This window comes from Bacillus sp. SIMBA_154 (assembly GCF_046536015.1).
Lineage (GTDB): Bacteria > Bacillota > Bacilli > Bacillales > Bacillaceae > Bacillus > Bacillus pumilus_P.
Genome location: NZ_JAWJBV010000002.1, coordinates 535,299 through 551,542, shown reverse-complemented (window position 1 = coordinate 551,542; position 16,244 = coordinate 535,299). Strand labels below are relative to the sequence as shown.

Below are 16,244 nucleotides of genomic sequence, written 5' to 3'. Positions count from 1 at the left end.
TATGGGTCTGATTAATACACAATATCTCATCCATCAATCATCATCATTTCAGGAGCTTGCGGCGCGCTTTGTCCCTTATTTTAAAGGAGCAGCAGAAAAGGAATGGTCCTCTATTCTCTCCCATTTACAGCATCACGGGATGGTGCGGTCTTGGAACCCATGCCAGGAAATGATCGACAAGCTCAAAGAAAAAGGGTACTTTAAGCTCGTCATGAAAGAATACAAAAAGCTGCAAAAACAGTGGGGAGGCCCTGACGTCCCTGTGTTTATTTTACCTGTAAATGAGAGCAGTAAAGAAATCAGAGAGCAATTTTATTATCAATCCGGCATGGCATTTGACGACAAGGTTTTTCTCTTTTTATCGCCAAACACCCCGAAAGAGCGTATCGGTACATTGCTGACACATGAATATCACCATGTATGCAGGTTGCATTTTCTCACGAAAGAAGAAAGAGATTTTACATTCCTTGATACAATCATGATGGAAGGGCTGGCTGAATATGCTGTGTATCATAGATACGGAGAAAGCTTTACAGCCAAATGGACTACATTATATGACGAAGCGCAGCTTCAGCGCATGTACAAGAAATGGGTATCCAGTCACCTTCATAAGAAAGTCCAGGACGACGAAAGACTGATACAGAATCTCCTTTATGGAAAAGGGAACTACCCCAAAATGCTTGGTTACGCCACTGGGTTTTATATCGTGAAAAAGTATTTCAGTGAGCATCGAATGAGCGAGGAGTCTATGATTGCAGAGCCAGCCGAAACCTTTTTAAAAGCGATAGAATCATAAAGTGAATGATTCACATAAAAAGAGACAAATTACAAATTTACTAAATACTTCTTGATTTCGTCATGTTGATGTAATAATATACAAATATAAAATTTGATAATTCTTTTTATTCTAAAAAGACGGAATATTTAGATTTGGTTCTATTGATCTATGGAGAAAGGAGCGAATGAATGAGCGTACTACTTGAAGTGCAAAACTTAAAAACATATTTTTTTCGAAAAAAGGAACCGATACCTGCTGTTGATGGTGTTGATTTTAGCATCAACAGAGGAGAAACTGTCGCATTAGTCGGTGAGTCTGGATCTGGCAAAAGCATTACGTCCTTATCCATTATGGGTCTGATCAATGGGACTGGTGGAAAAATCATGGACGGTTCCATCAAGCTTGATGGAAAAGACCTTGTTACATATGGTGAAAAGGAATTATGCAGTATTCGCGGTAATGATGTATCCATGATCTTTCAGGAACCCATGACCTCACTTAATCCTGTCTTAACCATCGGGGAACAAATAACAGAAATCCTCATCTATCACAAAAAAATTTCAAAAAAAGAAGCCACCAGAAAAGCGATTGACCTGCTGAAGCTTGTTGGTTTTTCTTGCCCAGAACAAATCATCAAAGATTATCCGCACCGTTTATCCGGCGGCATGCGGCAACGAGTTATGATTGCCATTGCGTTAAGCTGTGATCCGAAGCTTCTCATTGCAGATGAACCAACAACCGCTCTAGATGTCACCATTCAAGCGCAGGTGCTCACCTTGATGAAAGATTTATGTGCAACATTTGGTACATCGATTCTCCTCATAACACACGATTTAGGTGTTGTGTCTGAAGTGGCAGATCGAGTGATTGTCATGTACTGCGGACAGGTAGTTGAAAAAGGAACCGTCGAGGAATTGTTTGATGAGCCGCTTCATCCTTACACAGAAGGACTGCTTGAATCGATTCCTGTCATTGATGGAGAGATTCAGCCATTAACGGCGATAAAAGGAAATGTCCCTGCGCCAGATCAGCTTCCGGCTGGCTGCCGCTTTGCTCCTAGATGCTCGAAAGTCAAAGATCGCTGCATGGGGGAATTGCCAAAGCTGAAAACATTAGAAAATGGCAGAAGCGTCAGGTGTTTCTTATATGAGGAGGCAAGCCAAACATGACACTTGCTGAAAATCAGCCACAAATGACAGATCTTCCAGAGAAAGAAACCATTCTTGAACTGAAAAATATTCAAAAGCACTTTCCAATTAAAGCGGGAATTTTGCAGAAGAAAGTAGGTGCGGTCAAAGCTGTTGACGGCATAGACCTCAAGATTTATAAAGGTGAAACGTTAGGCATTGTCGGGGAGTCAGGATGCGGTAAATCGACATTAGGACGGACAATGATTCGCTTATATCAACCAACAGAAGGACAAATCCTATTTAAAGGGCAAGATATCTCTCACATATCTGAATCAAAACTAAGACAATCTACAAGAAAAAACATCCAAATGGTTTTTCAAGATCCCTTTGCATCACTCAACCCTAGAAAAACACTTCGAAGCATCATCAAAGAACCCTACAAAACACATCATTTATACTCCTTAAAAGAAAGGAATGAAAAAGTAGAACAGCTTTTATCAAAGGTAGGTCTTCATCCAAGCTTTGCGAATCGCTACCCGCATGAGTTTTCTGGTGGACAGAGGCAGCGGATCGGCATCGCTCGTGCGCTTGCCATGAATCCCGAGATGATCATAGCAGATGAGCCTGTTTCAGCACTCGACGTATCCATTCAGGCTCAGGTCATTAATCTGATGGAGGAGCTTCAGGAAGAATTTGACCTGACCTATCTATTTATCTCTCACGACCTAAGTGTGGTCAGGCACATTAGTGATAGAGTAGGCGTCATGTATCTCGGCAAAATGATGGAGCTTGCCGATAAGCACAGTCTGTACGATGAACCGCTCCATCCGTATACTCAAGCACTGCTTTCTTCTGTTCCGATCACCCGTAAAAAAGGTCAGGTGAAGAGAGAACGGATTATGCTGCAAGGTGATCTACCAAACCCTGCGAATCCGCCAAAAGGCTGCGTGTTTCACACAAGATGCCCGCATGCGAAAGAAATCTGTAAAGAAAAAGCACCAGCATTTCAGGAATTAAGAACGAACCACTTTGTTGCCTGCCATCTCTACGACGCTTAAAACAGCTTGTATGATCTCATCTTTGAGAGGGGGGATAAAGCGGCATCTGTCAGCATTTCTAAAAAAAGATAGGGGGAATTGTACATGAAAGGTAGAAATCAAAAATCCATTCTGGTCAGTTTACTGCTGATCTTTACACTGATACTTGCGGCTTGCTCTGGTGGAAATAAAACATCTGGAGAGAGTGAAAAGAAATCCACTGGTAAGCCTGTACAAGGCGGAGACCTTGTCATTGGTTCAGTTGCAGAGCCTACGTTATTTAACTCGCTGTATTCAACAGATGTGGCAAGCTCTGATATTGAGGAAAGAATCTACAGCTTCTTACTTCAAACAGACGGAAAACTCAACCCGCAGCTATCGCTGGCAGAGGATATTAAAGAATCTGATGACGGCAAACAGTATGATGTGACCATTAGAAAAGGTGTGAAGTTTCATGATGGTGAAGAACTGACTGCTGATGATGTTGTGTTTACATACAGCATTCCGATCAATAAGGACTACAACGGAGAGCGTGGATCAGGCTTTGAAGTATTAGATTCTGTCAAAAAGACAGGGGATTACTCTATTGAATTCAAGCTCAATAAAAAAGATCCGTATTTTTATAATGTCACACTAGGAAGCTATGGCATTTTGCCTAAGCATATTTTAGGTGATGTGCCTGTCAAGGATCTCGGCGAAAATGAATTTAACCGAAAAAAACCAATCGGTTCAGGTCCATTTAAATTTGCAGAGTGGAAAGAAGGAAACTATGTCAAACTAGAAGCCTTTGATGATTATTGGGATGGCCGTCCATACCTTGATACGGTCACCATTAAAACCATTCCTGATCAAAATGCAGCCATTGCCCAGCTATCAGCAGGTGATATTGATTTCTTTGCTGTACCGGGAGCAGAGCTGCAAACAGCTGAAAAAGTCAGCAACGTCAAAATTGAATCTGATCTAGGGCTCAATTATTCATATATTGGCTGGAACCAGAAAAATGATCTCTTCAAAAGTAAAAAGGTCCGCCAAGCTCTTACACATGCCATTGATCGTCAAACGATTGTCGATCAAGTGTTAGATGGAGACGGTAAAGTAGCCAACATTCCGGAAAGTCCGCTGTCATGGAACTACCCAAAGACTGAAAATGTCCCAGTGTTTGAATTTGACCAAGAAAAAGCGAAAAAGATGCTCAAAGAAGAGGGCTGGGAGGATTCAGATGGAGATGGCTATCTTGATAAGGATGGCAAAAAGTTCTCCTTTGTATTGAAGACGAACCAAGGAAACAAAGTGCGTGAAGATATCGCTGTCGTTGTACAGCAGCAGCTCAAAGAAATTGGCGTTGAAGCGAAGCCGCAAATTGTGGAGTTCAGTGCATTAATTGAACAGACCACACCGCCTAAGTGGGATTATGATGCTTTGTTGCTCGGCTGGAGCCTTGCAACATTCCCTGATCAGTTCAGCATCTTCCACTCAAGTCAGTCAGAAAAAGGCTTGAATAACATTTGGTATAAAAATGAAGAGGTCGATCAGCTGCTAGTTGATGCGAAGAACTTAAGCGATCGAAAAGAATATTCGAAGGCGTATGAAAAAATTTATGAGCTGATCGCAGAAGACCAGCCGTATACGTTCCTTTATTATGCCAACTCACATCGTGCAATGCCATCTAATCTCCAAGGCTACTCTTACCACCCGAAAGATGAGTATTACAAAATCGAAAAATGGTGGATTGAACAGTAGGCAGCTTGTGAAGAAGGGGAGTCTTCTCCCCTTTTTATATCACAGTATGGCCATCCGATGAAAAAGGAGTTGTGCACATGGTTACATATATCATTAGAAGGACATTGCTTTCCATTCCCATCTTGTTTGGTATTACGATTTTGTCCTTTGCCATTATGAAAGCAGCACCAGGCGATCCGATGTCACTCATGATGGACCCTACCATTAGTGCCGCAGACCGGGAAGCCTTTATTGATAAGTACGGCTTGAACGATCCCGAATATGTGCAATATATGAAATGGCTTGGCAATATGCTTCAAGGTGATTTTGGCACATCCATTGTAAAAAAGGGAACCCCCGTGGCTGATTTGATCTTTGCGCGGCTGCCAAATACCCTCATCCTCATGATTTTTTCTACATTAGTTGCCCTGATCATCGCCATCCCATTGGGTGTCCTTTCAGCAAAACGTCCGTATACAAAGCTTGACTATGGCATTACGGTTACATCATTTATCGGACTGGCTATTCCGAATTTTTGGTTTGGTCTGATCCTCATTATGGTGTTATCTGTGAATCTAGGGTGGTTCCCAACTGGTGGAGTCTCTACCTTGAATGCCGATTTTAATGTGTTTGACCGGCTTCATCACATCATTTTACCAGCCTTTGTTTTAGCAACTGCTGATATGGCAGGGCTCACGCGTTACACAAGGTCAAGTATGCTGGATGTCATGCGGCAGGATTACATTCGCACTGCACGAGCGAAAGGCTTCAGAGAAAACAAAGTCATCTTCAAGCATGGCTTAAGAAACGGTTTGATGCCTGTCATTACGATTTTTGGCCTCATGATTCCATCCTTTATTGGCGGCGCGGTCGTGGTGGAACAAATATTCACATGGCCCGGTCTTGGAAAGCTGTTCATCGATTCTGCCTTTTCAAGAGATTATCCGGTGATTATGGCGATGACCGTTATTTCCGCAGTGCTAGTGGTTGTTGGAAACTTAATAGCGGATATTTTATATGCGATCGTTGATCCGCGTATTGAGTATTAGAAGGGAGCTGAAGCACAATTGGCACAGCCTAATATGGGAATACCACCTGTTGATCTCAAATTAAAGGAAGGCCTTCCGCTAAAACCTGAGACGATGCTGCGTTTATTTTGTGAGAAATTTTTCAAAAATAAATTGGCGGTTGCCGGCTCCGTTATTTTATTGGTGATCATCTTTTCGGCCATTTTTGCTCCATTGATCGCCCCTTACGCACCAGAGCAGCAAGATTTATTGAAGCGGCTCCAGCCGCCAAGTGCAGAGCATTTTATGGGAACTGACAAGTTTGGCCGCGATATTTTTTCAAGGGTGCTTTATGGAGCGCGTGTCTCTCTTTTAGTTGGCTTCGTCTCAGTGGTCGGAGCGATCACCATTGGCACCGTCGTTGGAGCGGTAGCAGGCTACTTTAAAGGATTTGTTGATTCTGTATTAATGAGGTTTGTTGATGTCGTGCTGTCTATTCCGGACATCTTTCTATTGATCACGCTAGTGACGATTTTCAAACCGGGCATTGATAAATTGATTTTGATCTTTGCTTTGACCGGCTGGACAACAACCGCCAGACTGATCCGCAGTGAATTCTTATCCCTGCGAACAAGGGAATTCGTATTGGCGGCAAGAACGATTGGAACGAAAAACCATGTCATCATCTTTTCGCATATTTTACCGAACTGTATCGGTCCTATCATCGTCTCTGCTACGTTGAAAGTAGGTTCCGTCATTTTAGCAGAATCGACGCTCAGCTATCTAGGGTTTGGCATTCAGCCGCCAACGGCGAGCTGGGGCAACATGCTGCAAGATGCACAAAATTTCTCGATTATGGTGCAGGCATGGTGGTATCCGCTTTTCCCAGGTTTACTGATCCTGCTCACCGTCCTATGCTTTAATTTCTTAGGAGATGGACTGAGAGATGCGCTTGACCCTAAAAAACTAAAGTAAGGTTTACACCTTCATAACAAGTTGAATGGGACTTTGCAATACGTTCTCCGTTTCCTTGATGAAATAAAGAAATGCAAACCGTCATTCGTTCAGCTGGAAGTTTTGATAAAGTTGGAATAATTTCTCTATCCCTTGCCCATACTGTGGACAACAGTTTTTAAAAAGTGAGGGATTGGTTATGTTATTTCTTCATGACGTATGGGTGAATTGGTTTGAAGGGGAAGAAAATGGCTACAATGTGTGCCATTTTCATGAGTGGCGCAAGGAGGACAGTGTCGAGTTGTTAGATCAAGTGCCTTTACTCAAGGTGCAGAGTCCTTTGTTTGATTACATAGAGAATGATCTATCAGAGCTGCCGAAAACGCTGCTAGAATCTGTATTTGAGAAATCATATATTCGGAAAAATCATGAACGGCGAAAATTAGAGTATTGCTTTGTCGTAACCGACGGCATCCGAATCATTGCTGTTGATACGATTGGGTATTCCATTCCTGTGAGAAAAAGCCGCTTAATCCCAAGACAGGAGCAACTGGTGTACGAAATGGTGAAAGATGTAAAGGCAGAGGAATATGAATTCTCTAAAGACAGTCTTGAGTCGACGAAAGAGTATCATATTTTGTCATTGCCGCCGCAGCACATCAGTGGATTAACGAGAAAAGAAAGACAGCTGAAGCAGCTCATGTTTATGGCGCTCGATCAATTAAAAGGACTTCAAAATAGGGCGGAAATTGCGTATTGGTATACGGAATGGAATCCACGTATGTACAACCAAATCAAACGAATGTCATTCGAGGAAATTTGGAACATGCTTTACAATGAAACAATTGACGGGTGGTCTGAAAACCATTTAGCATTCTGTGAAAAAATGATTAAAGGACAGCCGTTTTTCGAAAAGCTTTGGGAAATGGAAAACGAGTCAAAAGTGAATTAGAAAAAGCTTGCAGCGTGATGAGCTGCAAGCTTTTTTTATTTGCGTTTTCTGCCAAGACCCATCGCATTCTCCATTTTTTTCAGCATTTTGTTTGCCGCGCGGTTTGCCTTTTCAGCGCCTTCGTCTAGAATGCGGTCAAGCTCGTCTGACTCAATGAGTTCATAGTATCGATCTTGTATAGGTTTTAAAGCATCAACCACAACGTTCGCAAGATCTCCCTTAAACTCACCATAGCCTTTGCCTTCATACTTTTGTTCAAGCTCCTCAATAGATACGTTACCTAATACAGAATAAATCGTCAGCAAGTTGGCGATTCCAGGCTTGTTTTCTTTGTCATACTTGACGATGCCCTCTGAATCAGTGACTGCACTTTTAATTTTCTTTTCAAGCTGCTTTGGTTCATCTAATAAGGTAATGAAGGATTTTTGGTTCGGATCGGATTTGCTCATCTTTTTCGTCGGGTCTGTTAATGACATGATTCGAGCGCCTTCTTTTGGAATCTTCACTTCAGGTACAGTGAAGATGTCATTATACTTTCGGTTAAAGCGTTCAGCAAGCGTTCTTGTCAATTCAAGGTGCTGCTTTTGGTCTTCTCCGACAGGTACTAAATCAGTACCGTATAATAAGATATCGCCAGCCATTAATGGCGGATACGTTAACAGGCCAGAAACGACAGCTTCCTTACCAGCGGATTTGTCCTTAAATTGAGTCATTCTTTCTAATTCCCCAATATAAGCGACACATTGCAGCATCCAGCCTGCCTGGGCGTGGGCAGGTACCTCTGATTGGATAAACAATGTCGCCTTCTCTGGATCAAGTCCTACTGCCAAATAAAGAGCCGCTAAGCTTCTAATATTTTGACGAAGAGCTAGCCGGTCCTGACTCACCGTAATCGCATGCTGATCCACCACACAAAAATAGCCATGATAGTCATGCTGCAAATCAACAAATTGCTTCATTGCCCCAATGTAGTTCCCTAATGTCACAGAACCGCTAGGCTGAATGCCTGAGAAAATCGTCTTCTTTGTCATACTAAAACCTCATTTCTTAAATATAAAAAGGCCCACCCATCACTTTTCAACAGAAAAGGGACGAATGAACCGCGGTACCACCCTTGTTATTTCAATCAGAAATCACTCAAGACGTTGATATCGGAGACTGCTCCGTCTAAGCCTACTCACTTTTTAGAAGTGTTCGGTTAGCTGCTCCAAAGCCCATTCCATACATGCCATTATCTGCTCACACCGGCCGCAGACTCTCTGTAAATGGTGAATATATGTACTCTTCTTTTTCATCGCAACAGTATGTCTATCTATTATAAAGGATGACCATGAAAAAGTCACGAAGCCCTTGTGTGACCTTCTCATCATGTCGTTTGACACTTTAAATTTTAGATAAAATAACAACTATCTGTCAGAATTTTTTAAAAAAGGATGATTAATTATATGTATAAAACATTATTCTTGCTGATTTTGTTAAATTATTTTAATCAATTTACGCTTTAATTTGTTGAAGTGATTGAGACTTTAGTTTATAAAAATCCCTCTTTATCCCCATTTACGTTTTTTAAAAATATGTGAAATTGATATTGCAATAAATTATTCTATTCATTATAATGAATTTGTTCACACGTTTGTGCTAGGCTCTTTACATAGTGAAAATTCAGAAAAAACAAAAGAAATAGAAAGTAAGCTATTTAGGGACTTTTTTACGCTATTTCTTAAATCTGAATCTCATCTTCTATCGAGACCTTTGAACTAAAACATATTATAAGGGGGAATACAGTTGAAAAAGCGTTGGTCTGTTGTTACTTTAATGCTTATTTTCACACTTGTATTAAGCGCTTGTGGTTTCAGCGGAAACAAATCAGGCGACAGCACGAGCAGTTCTGGAGAGGCTAAAACAACATTAAATGTGAATATCTCCACTGAGCCTTTTTCTCTACATCCGGGACTGGCAAATGATTCAACTTCAGGAAGTGTCATCCGTCAGACTTTTGAGGGATTAACAAGAATTAACGCTGAAGGAAAGCCAGAAAATGCGATGGCTTCTGATATCAAAACAAGTGCTGATGGTAAAACATACACATTCACACTTCGTGATGCAAAATGGTCTAATGGTGACCCTGTTAAAGCAGAAGATTTCGAATATGCTTGGAAATGGGCATTAGATCCTAAAAATGAATCTCAATATGCTTACCAGCTTTACTATATTAAAGGTGCTGAAGCAGCAAACAAAGGGAAAGCGAAAGTTGCTGATGTTGGCATTAAAGCTAAAGACGACAAAACGCTTGTAGTTGAGCTTGAGAACCCAACACCGTTCTTTACTGAACTAACTGCATTCTATACGTATATGCCAGTCAACAAAAAAGTGGCTGAAAAGAATAAAAACTGGTACACAAATGCTGGTGAAAACTACGTATCTAACGGACCATTCGTTCTTTCTAAATGGAAACATGGCGGTTCTATCACGCTTGAGAAGAACAATGAATACTGGGATAAAGATACTGTAAAACTGAAAAAGATTAACATGTCTATGATCAAAGATACAAACACTGAGCTTAGCATGTTCAAAAAAGGCGAGCTTGACTGGGCTGGTTCTCCAACTGGAAGCCTTCCAACTGAGTCTTTAAAAACATTGAAAAAAGAAGGCGGCCTTGAAATTCAAACGATCGCTGGTATCTATAACTACAAATTCAACACAGAAGTAAAACCTTTAAACAATGCAAACATCCGTAAGGCCCTTGCTTACTCAATCAACCGTCAAGCGATTGTTGACAAAATTACACAAGGTGAACAAGTTCCAGCTATGGCAATCGTTCCTCCAACAATGGAAGGTTTCGAGGACAACAAAACTGGCTACTTCAAAGATCATGATGTAGCAACTGCAAAAGAATTTCTTGAAAAAGGTGTGAAAGAATTAGGTTATAAGTCAGTTTCTGATCTTCCAGCATTGAAATTGTCTTACAACACGGATGAAGGCCACCAAAAGATTGCACAAGCAATTCAAGAAATGTGGAAAAAAGATTTAGGTGTGAAAGTTGAACTTGATAACTCTGAGTGGAACGTATACATCGACAAAATCCATAGTGGAGATTACCAAATCGGACGTATGGGCTGGTTAGGTGACTTCAACGATCCAGTAAACTTCCTTGAGCTTTACAAAGATAAAGACGGTGGAAACAACGATACTGGATGGGAAAGCAAAGAGTACAAACAATTGTTGAATGATTCTGCGAAAGAAACAGATAAAACGAAGCGTGAAGAAATGCTGAAAAAAGCAGAAGAAATTATCATCAACGATATGCCTGTAGCACCAATCTACTTCTACACTCAGCTTTGGGTACAAGATCCAAAACTTAAAGGTGTCGTCGTATCTGGACTTGGTGATGTTCAATACAAATGGGCACATTTCGAAAAGTAAGATTATAGAGTAAGAGATCTATGGCAAGGATCTTAAGGTATATGGAGGATGTCTCTCCATATACCTTTCTTGCTGATTAGAGAAATTGTTGTAAAATCATGGAGGTGCAATTCCGTTGCTTAAATATATCGGTAAGCGATTAATATATATTTTAATCACACTGTTTGTTATTGTAACTGCAACTTTCTTTCTCATGCAGGCAGCACCTGGTGGTCCATTCTCTGGAGAGAAGAAACTTCCTGCTGAAATTGAAGCAAACCTAAACGAGCACTACGGGTTGGACAAGCCCTTATTTGTTCAATATGTAAGCTACTTAGGTTCCGTTGCAACATTAGATTTTGGCCCCTCATTTAAATATAAAGGACAAACCGTAAATGACTTAATCAGTTCTGGATTCCCCGTTTCCTTTACCCTCGGAATTGAGGCAATTCTCCTCGCGTTAGCATTTGGTGTATTGTTTGGGGTCCTTGCAGCGCTCTATCATAACAAGTGGCAAGACTATACGATTGCCATTTTAACGATCTTTGGAATCTCAGTTCCAAGTTTCATTTTAGCGGCGCTATTACAATATGTATTTGCATCTGAGGCAAGCTTTATAGCGATTTTCCCAGTTGCAGGATGGGAGTCTTGGGCCAGCACCGTACTACCTTCTATTGCACTTTCCTTCATGCCAATGGCATTTATCGCTAGACTTGCACGGTCAAGTATGCTTGAAGTACTAAACAGTGACTACATTAGAACGGCTAGAGCGAAAGGATTAACGAAATCAGCTGTTACGATCAAACACGCGATTCGAAACGCATTGTTACCTGTCATTACATACATGGGACCAATGGCAGCTTCGGTTTTAACAGGTAGTTTTGTCGTTGAGAAGATTTTTGGTATTCCTGGCTTAGGCTCTCACTTTGTCACAAGTATTACAAACCGTGATTACACCGTCATCATGGGTGTCACAGTCTTCTACAGTATTATTCTATTAATCAGTATTCTAGTCGTTGACGTCCTCTACGGTATTATCGATCCTAGAATTAAACTGACGAAGGCGAAGAAAGGGGTCTAACACATGGAAGAGATGAGAAAAGATTTATTTGTGCCTGCGACGGCTGATGCAGCAGAATCTGAAAAAATTTCTAAACCGAGTCTATCTTTATGGAAGGATGCTATGCTTCGCTTCCGTGCAAATAAACTTGCAATGGTTGGGCTCGCAATCATTTTTATTATTGTGATGCTGGCAATCTTCGTTCCGATGTTTTCTAAATATGATTACTCTACGACAGATTTGCTTAATGCAGACCAGCCGCCTTCAAAAGAGCACTGGTTCGGTACGGATGATTTAGGCCGAGACATGTTTGTTCGTACATGGGTAGGGGCAAGAATCTCGATCTTTATCGGTCTTGCTGCAGCTATTCTTGACGTGATCATCGGTATTATCTGGGGAAGTATTGCTGCATTCAAAGGCGGTCGTACGGACGAAGTGATGATGCGTATTGCAGACGTTTTATGGGCAATCCCAACACTATTAATGGTTATTTTAATGATGGTTGTTCTGCCAAAGGGATTATTAACAATTATCCTCGCCATGACAGTTGTAGGCTGGATTAACATGGCACGTATTGTTCGGGGACAAGTTTTACAATTGAAGAGCCAAGAGTACGTTCTTGCTGCACAAACATTAGGTGCGAAAACATCTAGACTTTTATTTAAACACTTAATTCCAAACTCAATGGGACCAATTCTTGTGACGATGACATTAACAATTCCTTCTGCTATTTTCACAGAGGCATTCTTGAGCTATCTAGGGCTTGGTGTACCGGCTCCATTAGCGAGCTGGGGAACAATGGCATCTGACGGAATTCCGGCCATGACGTACTATCCGTGGAGATTATGGTTCCCAGCCGCATTTATCTGTATTACAATGTTTGGTTTTAACGTGGTTGGAGACGGACTAAGAGACGCTTTAGATCCGAAGTTGCGTAAATAAGGAGTGATTAGGATGGAACGTGAACGTATTCTAGAGGTGAAAGACCTTGCAATCTCATTTAAAACATATGGTGGAGAGGTTCAAGCCATTCGTGGTGTGAACTTCCACTTAAATAAAGGCGAGACACTTGCGATTGTAGGTGAATCTGGCTCTGGTAAAAGTGTGACATCACAGGCCATCATGAGATTAATTCCGATGCCGCCAGGTTATTTCAAGCGCGGAGAGATCCTTTTTGATGGGCAAGATATTGTCAAGAAAACCGAAAAACAAATGCAAACCATTCGCGGAAAAGACATCTCGATGATCTTCCAGGATCCGATGACTTCTCTGAACCCAACCATGAAGGTCGGGAAACAAATTACAGAAGTGCTATTCAAGCACGAACAAATTTCAAAAGAAGCGGCTGAAAAAAGAGCCATTGAACTATTGGAACTCGTTGGAATTCCAATGCCTGAAAAAAGAATCAAGCAGTATCCGCATGAATTTAGTGGCGGGATGAGACAAAGGGTAGTCATTGCGATGGCACTCGCAGCAGATCCAAAGCTATTGATTGCCGATGAGCCGACTACTGCACTTGATGTAACGATTCAGGCGCAAATTTTAGAATTAATGAAAGAAATTCAGCAAAAGGTTGAAACATCGATTATCTTTATTACCCACGATTTGGGTGTTGTTGCCAATGTCGCAGATCGTGTAGCTGTCATGTATGCAGGACAGATTGTGGAGACAGGAACTGTCGATGAAATTTTCTACAATCCGAAACATCCGTATACATGGGGACTTTTAGCATCAATGCCAAGTTTGGATACAGATGGCGGGGATGAAGGGAAGCTGACGGCTATCCCAGGAACACCGCCAGACCTGACAAACCCGCCGAAAGGAGATGCATTTGCACTCCGTAGCGATTATGCAATGAAAATTGACTTCGAACAAGAACCACCAATGTTCAAAGTATCCGATACGCATTATGTGAAATCATGGCTACTTCATCCGAATGCACCTAAAGTTGAACCGCCTGCTGCTGTAAAGGCGAGAATGCGTGAACTAGAAGGTAGCTACGAAAAACCTGTATTAGTAAAAGAGGGTGAATAGCATGGCAGAAAAACTGGTAGAAATTAAAAATTTGAAGCAGCATTTCCATACAGCAAGAGGAACTGTGAAAGCAGTTGACGGCGTTTCATTTGATATTTACAAAGGTGAAACACTTGGCCTTGTAGGTGAGTCTGGATGTGGTAAGTCCACTACGGGCCGATCCATCATTAGACTTTATGATGCAACTGATGGCGAGGTTCTTTATAAAGGAGAGAGCGTACACGGAAAGAAATCAAGACAAAAAATGCTTGAATTCAACCGACAAATGCAGATGATCTTCCAAGATCCGTATGCCTCACTTAACCCTAGAATGACAGTCCTTGATATCATTGCAGAGGGCATAGACATTCATGGCCTTGCGAAATCAAAGCAAGCGCGGAAAGAGCGTGTGTATCAATTGCTTGAAACTGTTGGCTTGAACAAAGAGCATGCGAACAGATATCCACATGAATTCTCAGGTGGTCAAAGACAGCGTATTGGAATTGCTCGTGCATTAGCAGTTGAGCCGGATTTTATCATTGCCGATGAACCAATCTCTGCACTAGATGTGTCCATCCAAGCGCAAGTCGTCAATTTAATGAAAGAACTGCAAGATGAAAAAGGCTTAACGTATTTATTCATTGCGCATGACCTTTCCATGGTGAAATACATCAGCGATCGTATCGGTGTGATGTATTTTGGGAAATTGGTTGAGCTTGCACCAGCGAATGAACTATACGAAAACCCGCTTCATCCATATACAAAATCATTACTATCTGCGATTCCGCTTCCAGATCCTGATTATGAGCGTAACCGCAAACGAATTAAGTACGATCCATCTGTTCATAAAGGAACGAACACGGAGTTCCGTGAAGTGAAGCCAGGCCACTTTGTGAGCTGCACAGAGGAAGAGTTCAAAGAGCTCCAGGCTAAACAATAAGAGAAGAAGCACTGCTAGGTCAGTGCTTCTTTTTTATTTTACAAAAAAACAATATTATGGTAATTTTTGATTCGCAAAAAGAGAAGTCTAGGAGGAAATAAGATGTCAAAATGGAAGGCTTTTCGCTATTCAGTGCTTCATTTTCTGATCGTATTCATGCTTTTCTCAACGTCATTTTTGAAGGAACAAAACGGAGGACAATGGTTGCTCGCGTTTATGGTGCTCATTGGCAGCATTTCGTTTTCGGTGGAATATGTGCTTTACCGTCATACAAACAACGAGAAGCCAGAAGCACGGCGCATAAAGTATCTTTATTTCATCATGTTTCAAATAGCGATGACACTCATTCTGTTTGTTTGCTTTCACATGCTCATGAATCGTTCGATATAAAACTTTTTTTGTATTGTTTGAAAAAAAGTGAAACCACCTAAGACTTTTTAGCGTCTTACTAGTACAGGCGTTTAAATAGCAGGAAATCGGGAATATATAAGGAAGTGGTTCTTCACTATATCATAAGGAGCGGATCCATGAATTGGTATGAAAAGCTCAGTGAATACTTCCCGATAGAAGAAATGAAGTCAAAAGAGCATATGGAAGCTTTATTAAAGGAAAGAAGTGAAATTTATCATAAGGAAGAAGGGCCTCATCATGTGATGATGTACGCTGAATTCGATTCTTTCATCTTTATTGATTATTTATTTGTTTCCAAAGATGCAAGAGGTGAAGGCCTCGGCTCAAAGCTCATTCATAAGCTGAAGGAAAAAAAGAAACCGATCTTGCTTGAGGTGGAGCCTGTAGATGAAGATGATGCAGATACTGCAAAACGCCTAAAGTTTTACCAAAGAGAGCACTTCAAGCATGCTGAATCAATCGGTTATAAACGCAGGTCACTTGCAACCAATGAAGTGAACTGTATGGAAATCCTTTATTGGTCGCCTCTTACAGATAATGAGGAAGAAATGATGGAGGCCATGAGGAAGACATATGAAAGAATCCATACGTATAAAGATGAAGAATGGTATGGACAATCGTATGAGGATGTTGATGATGTGTTGAAGGTCATTGAAAATAAAAAACAAAAAAATATTTTCGATCATCTCGACTAAATGAGAATGTTCAGACATCAAGCATCACTACAAAAAGAATGAAATTGTTTAGTTTTTGTCACAAAAATTGCAAGAAAATCTGTTCACACTTACTTTTTTATAGTATAATCACTATAAAGATTACTTATTTAGAACAATTTTAATTT

At 41.1% G+C, this 16,244-nt stretch carries 15 protein-coding genes and 1 other annotated feature; of the genes, 14 read left to right on the top strand and 1 reads right to left on the bottom strand.

Going from position 1 to position 16,244, the window contains the following annotated elements; translation table 11 throughout:
* Position 1 precedes the first annotated feature (1 nt).
* From R0K30_RS06300 to R0K30_RS06270, 7 genes are all read left to right on the top strand, one after another.
* Complete coding sequence (locus tag R0K30_RS06300) at positions 2–796, top strand: DUF2268 domain-containing putative Zn-dependent protease (protein ID WP_099728274.1); 795 nt, start codon at positions 2–4, stop codon at positions 794–796.
* A 170-nt stretch (positions 797–966) separates the two neighbouring features.
* Positions 967–1,947, top strand: coding sequence for an ABC transporter ATP-binding protein (locus R0K30_RS06295; protein ID WP_410609638.1), 981 nt, complete (start codon positions 967–969; stop codon positions 1,945–1,947).
* Between the two features lie 23 nt (positions 1,948–1,970).
* Positions 1,971–2,966, top strand: coding sequence for an ABC transporter ATP-binding protein (locus R0K30_RS06290; RefSeq protein ID WP_256499658.1), 996 nt, complete (start codon positions 1,971–1,973; stop codon positions 2,964–2,966).
* An 84-nt stretch (positions 2,967–3,050) separates the two neighbouring features.
* Positions 3,051–4,685 (top strand): peptide-binding protein, encoded by a 1,635-nt coding sequence (locus R0K30_RS06285; RefSeq protein ID WP_410609637.1) that lies wholly within the window; start codon positions 3,051–3,053, stop codon positions 4,683–4,685.
* Positions 4,686–4,762: 77 nt separating this feature from the next.
* Positions 4,763–5,713, top strand: coding sequence for an ABC transporter permease (locus tag R0K30_RS06280; RefSeq protein WP_099728270.1), 951 nt, complete (start codon positions 4,763–4,765; stop codon positions 5,711–5,713).
* Between the two features lie 33 nt (positions 5,714–5,746).
* Entirely contained in the window at positions 5,747–6,646 is a 900-nt protein-coding gene (gene opp4C / locus R0K30_RS06275) for an oligopeptide ABC transporter permease (protein WP_410609673.1), read from the top strand.
* 178 nt (positions 6,647–6,824) lie between these two features.
* Positions 6,825–7,577, top strand: coding sequence for a YjbA family protein (locus R0K30_RS06270; protein WP_039177811.1), 753 nt, complete (start codon positions 6,825–6,827; stop codon positions 7,575–7,577).
* A gap of 35 nt (positions 7,578–7,612) precedes the next feature.
* On the opposite strand, the gene trpS is transcribed toward R0K30_RS06270, so the two are convergent.
* Positions 7,613–8,608, bottom strand: coding sequence for a tryptophan--tRNA ligase (trpS, locus tag R0K30_RS06265; protein ID WP_099728269.1), 996 nt, complete (start codon positions 8,606–8,608; stop codon positions 7,613–7,615).
* A gap of 53 nt (positions 8,609–8,661) precedes the next feature.
* Positions 8,662–8,881: a binding site (T-box leader), on the bottom strand.
* 481 nt (positions 8,882–9,362) lie between these two features.
* On the opposite strand from trpS, the gene R0K30_RS06260 reads away from it, so the two are divergent.
* The 7 genes from R0K30_RS06260 to R0K30_RS06230 all read left to right on the top strand — a co-directional run bounded on the left by R0K30_RS06260 (position 9,363) and on the right by R0K30_RS06230 (position 16,098).
* Positions 9,363–11,000, top strand: coding sequence for a peptide ABC transporter substrate-binding protein (locus R0K30_RS06260; protein WP_410609635.1), 1,638 nt, complete (start codon positions 9,363–9,365; stop codon positions 10,998–11,000).
* Between the two features lie 115 nt (positions 11,001–11,115).
* Positions 11,116–12,060 (top strand): ABC transporter permease, encoded by a 945-nt coding sequence (locus R0K30_RS06255; RefSeq protein ID WP_249705453.1) that lies wholly within the window; start codon positions 11,116–11,118, stop codon positions 12,058–12,060.
* A 3-nt stretch (positions 12,061–12,063) separates the two neighbouring features.
* Positions 12,064–12,981 carry an ABC transporter permease gene (locus R0K30_RS06250; RefSeq protein WP_099728266.1) on the top strand — a complete coding sequence of 306 codons (918 nt, stop codon included), beginning with the start codon at positions 12,064–12,066 and terminating at the stop codon, positions 12,979–12,981.
* Positions 12,982–12,993: 12 nt separating this feature from the next.
* Complete coding sequence (locus R0K30_RS06245; RefSeq protein ID WP_268254798.1) at positions 12,994–14,073, top strand: ABC transporter ATP-binding protein; 1,080 nt, start codon at positions 12,994–12,996, stop codon at positions 14,071–14,073.
* A gap of 1 nt (position 14,074) precedes the next feature.
* Positions 14,075–14,992, top strand: a complete 918-nt coding sequence (locus R0K30_RS06240) for an ABC transporter ATP-binding protein (RefSeq protein ID WP_099728264.1) — start codon at positions 14,075–14,077, stop codon at positions 14,990–14,992.
* Positions 14,993–15,094: 102 nt separating this feature from the next.
* Positions 15,095–15,382, top strand: a complete 288-nt coding sequence (locus R0K30_RS06235; RefSeq protein WP_099728263.1) for a hypothetical protein — start codon at positions 15,095–15,097, stop codon at positions 15,380–15,382.
* Between the two features lie 137 nt (positions 15,383–15,519).
* Complete coding sequence (locus tag R0K30_RS06230) at positions 15,520–16,098, top strand: GNAT family N-acetyltransferase (protein WP_410609631.1); 579 nt, start codon at positions 15,520–15,522, stop codon at positions 16,096–16,098.
* Positions 16,099–16,244: the final 146 nt, after the last annotated feature.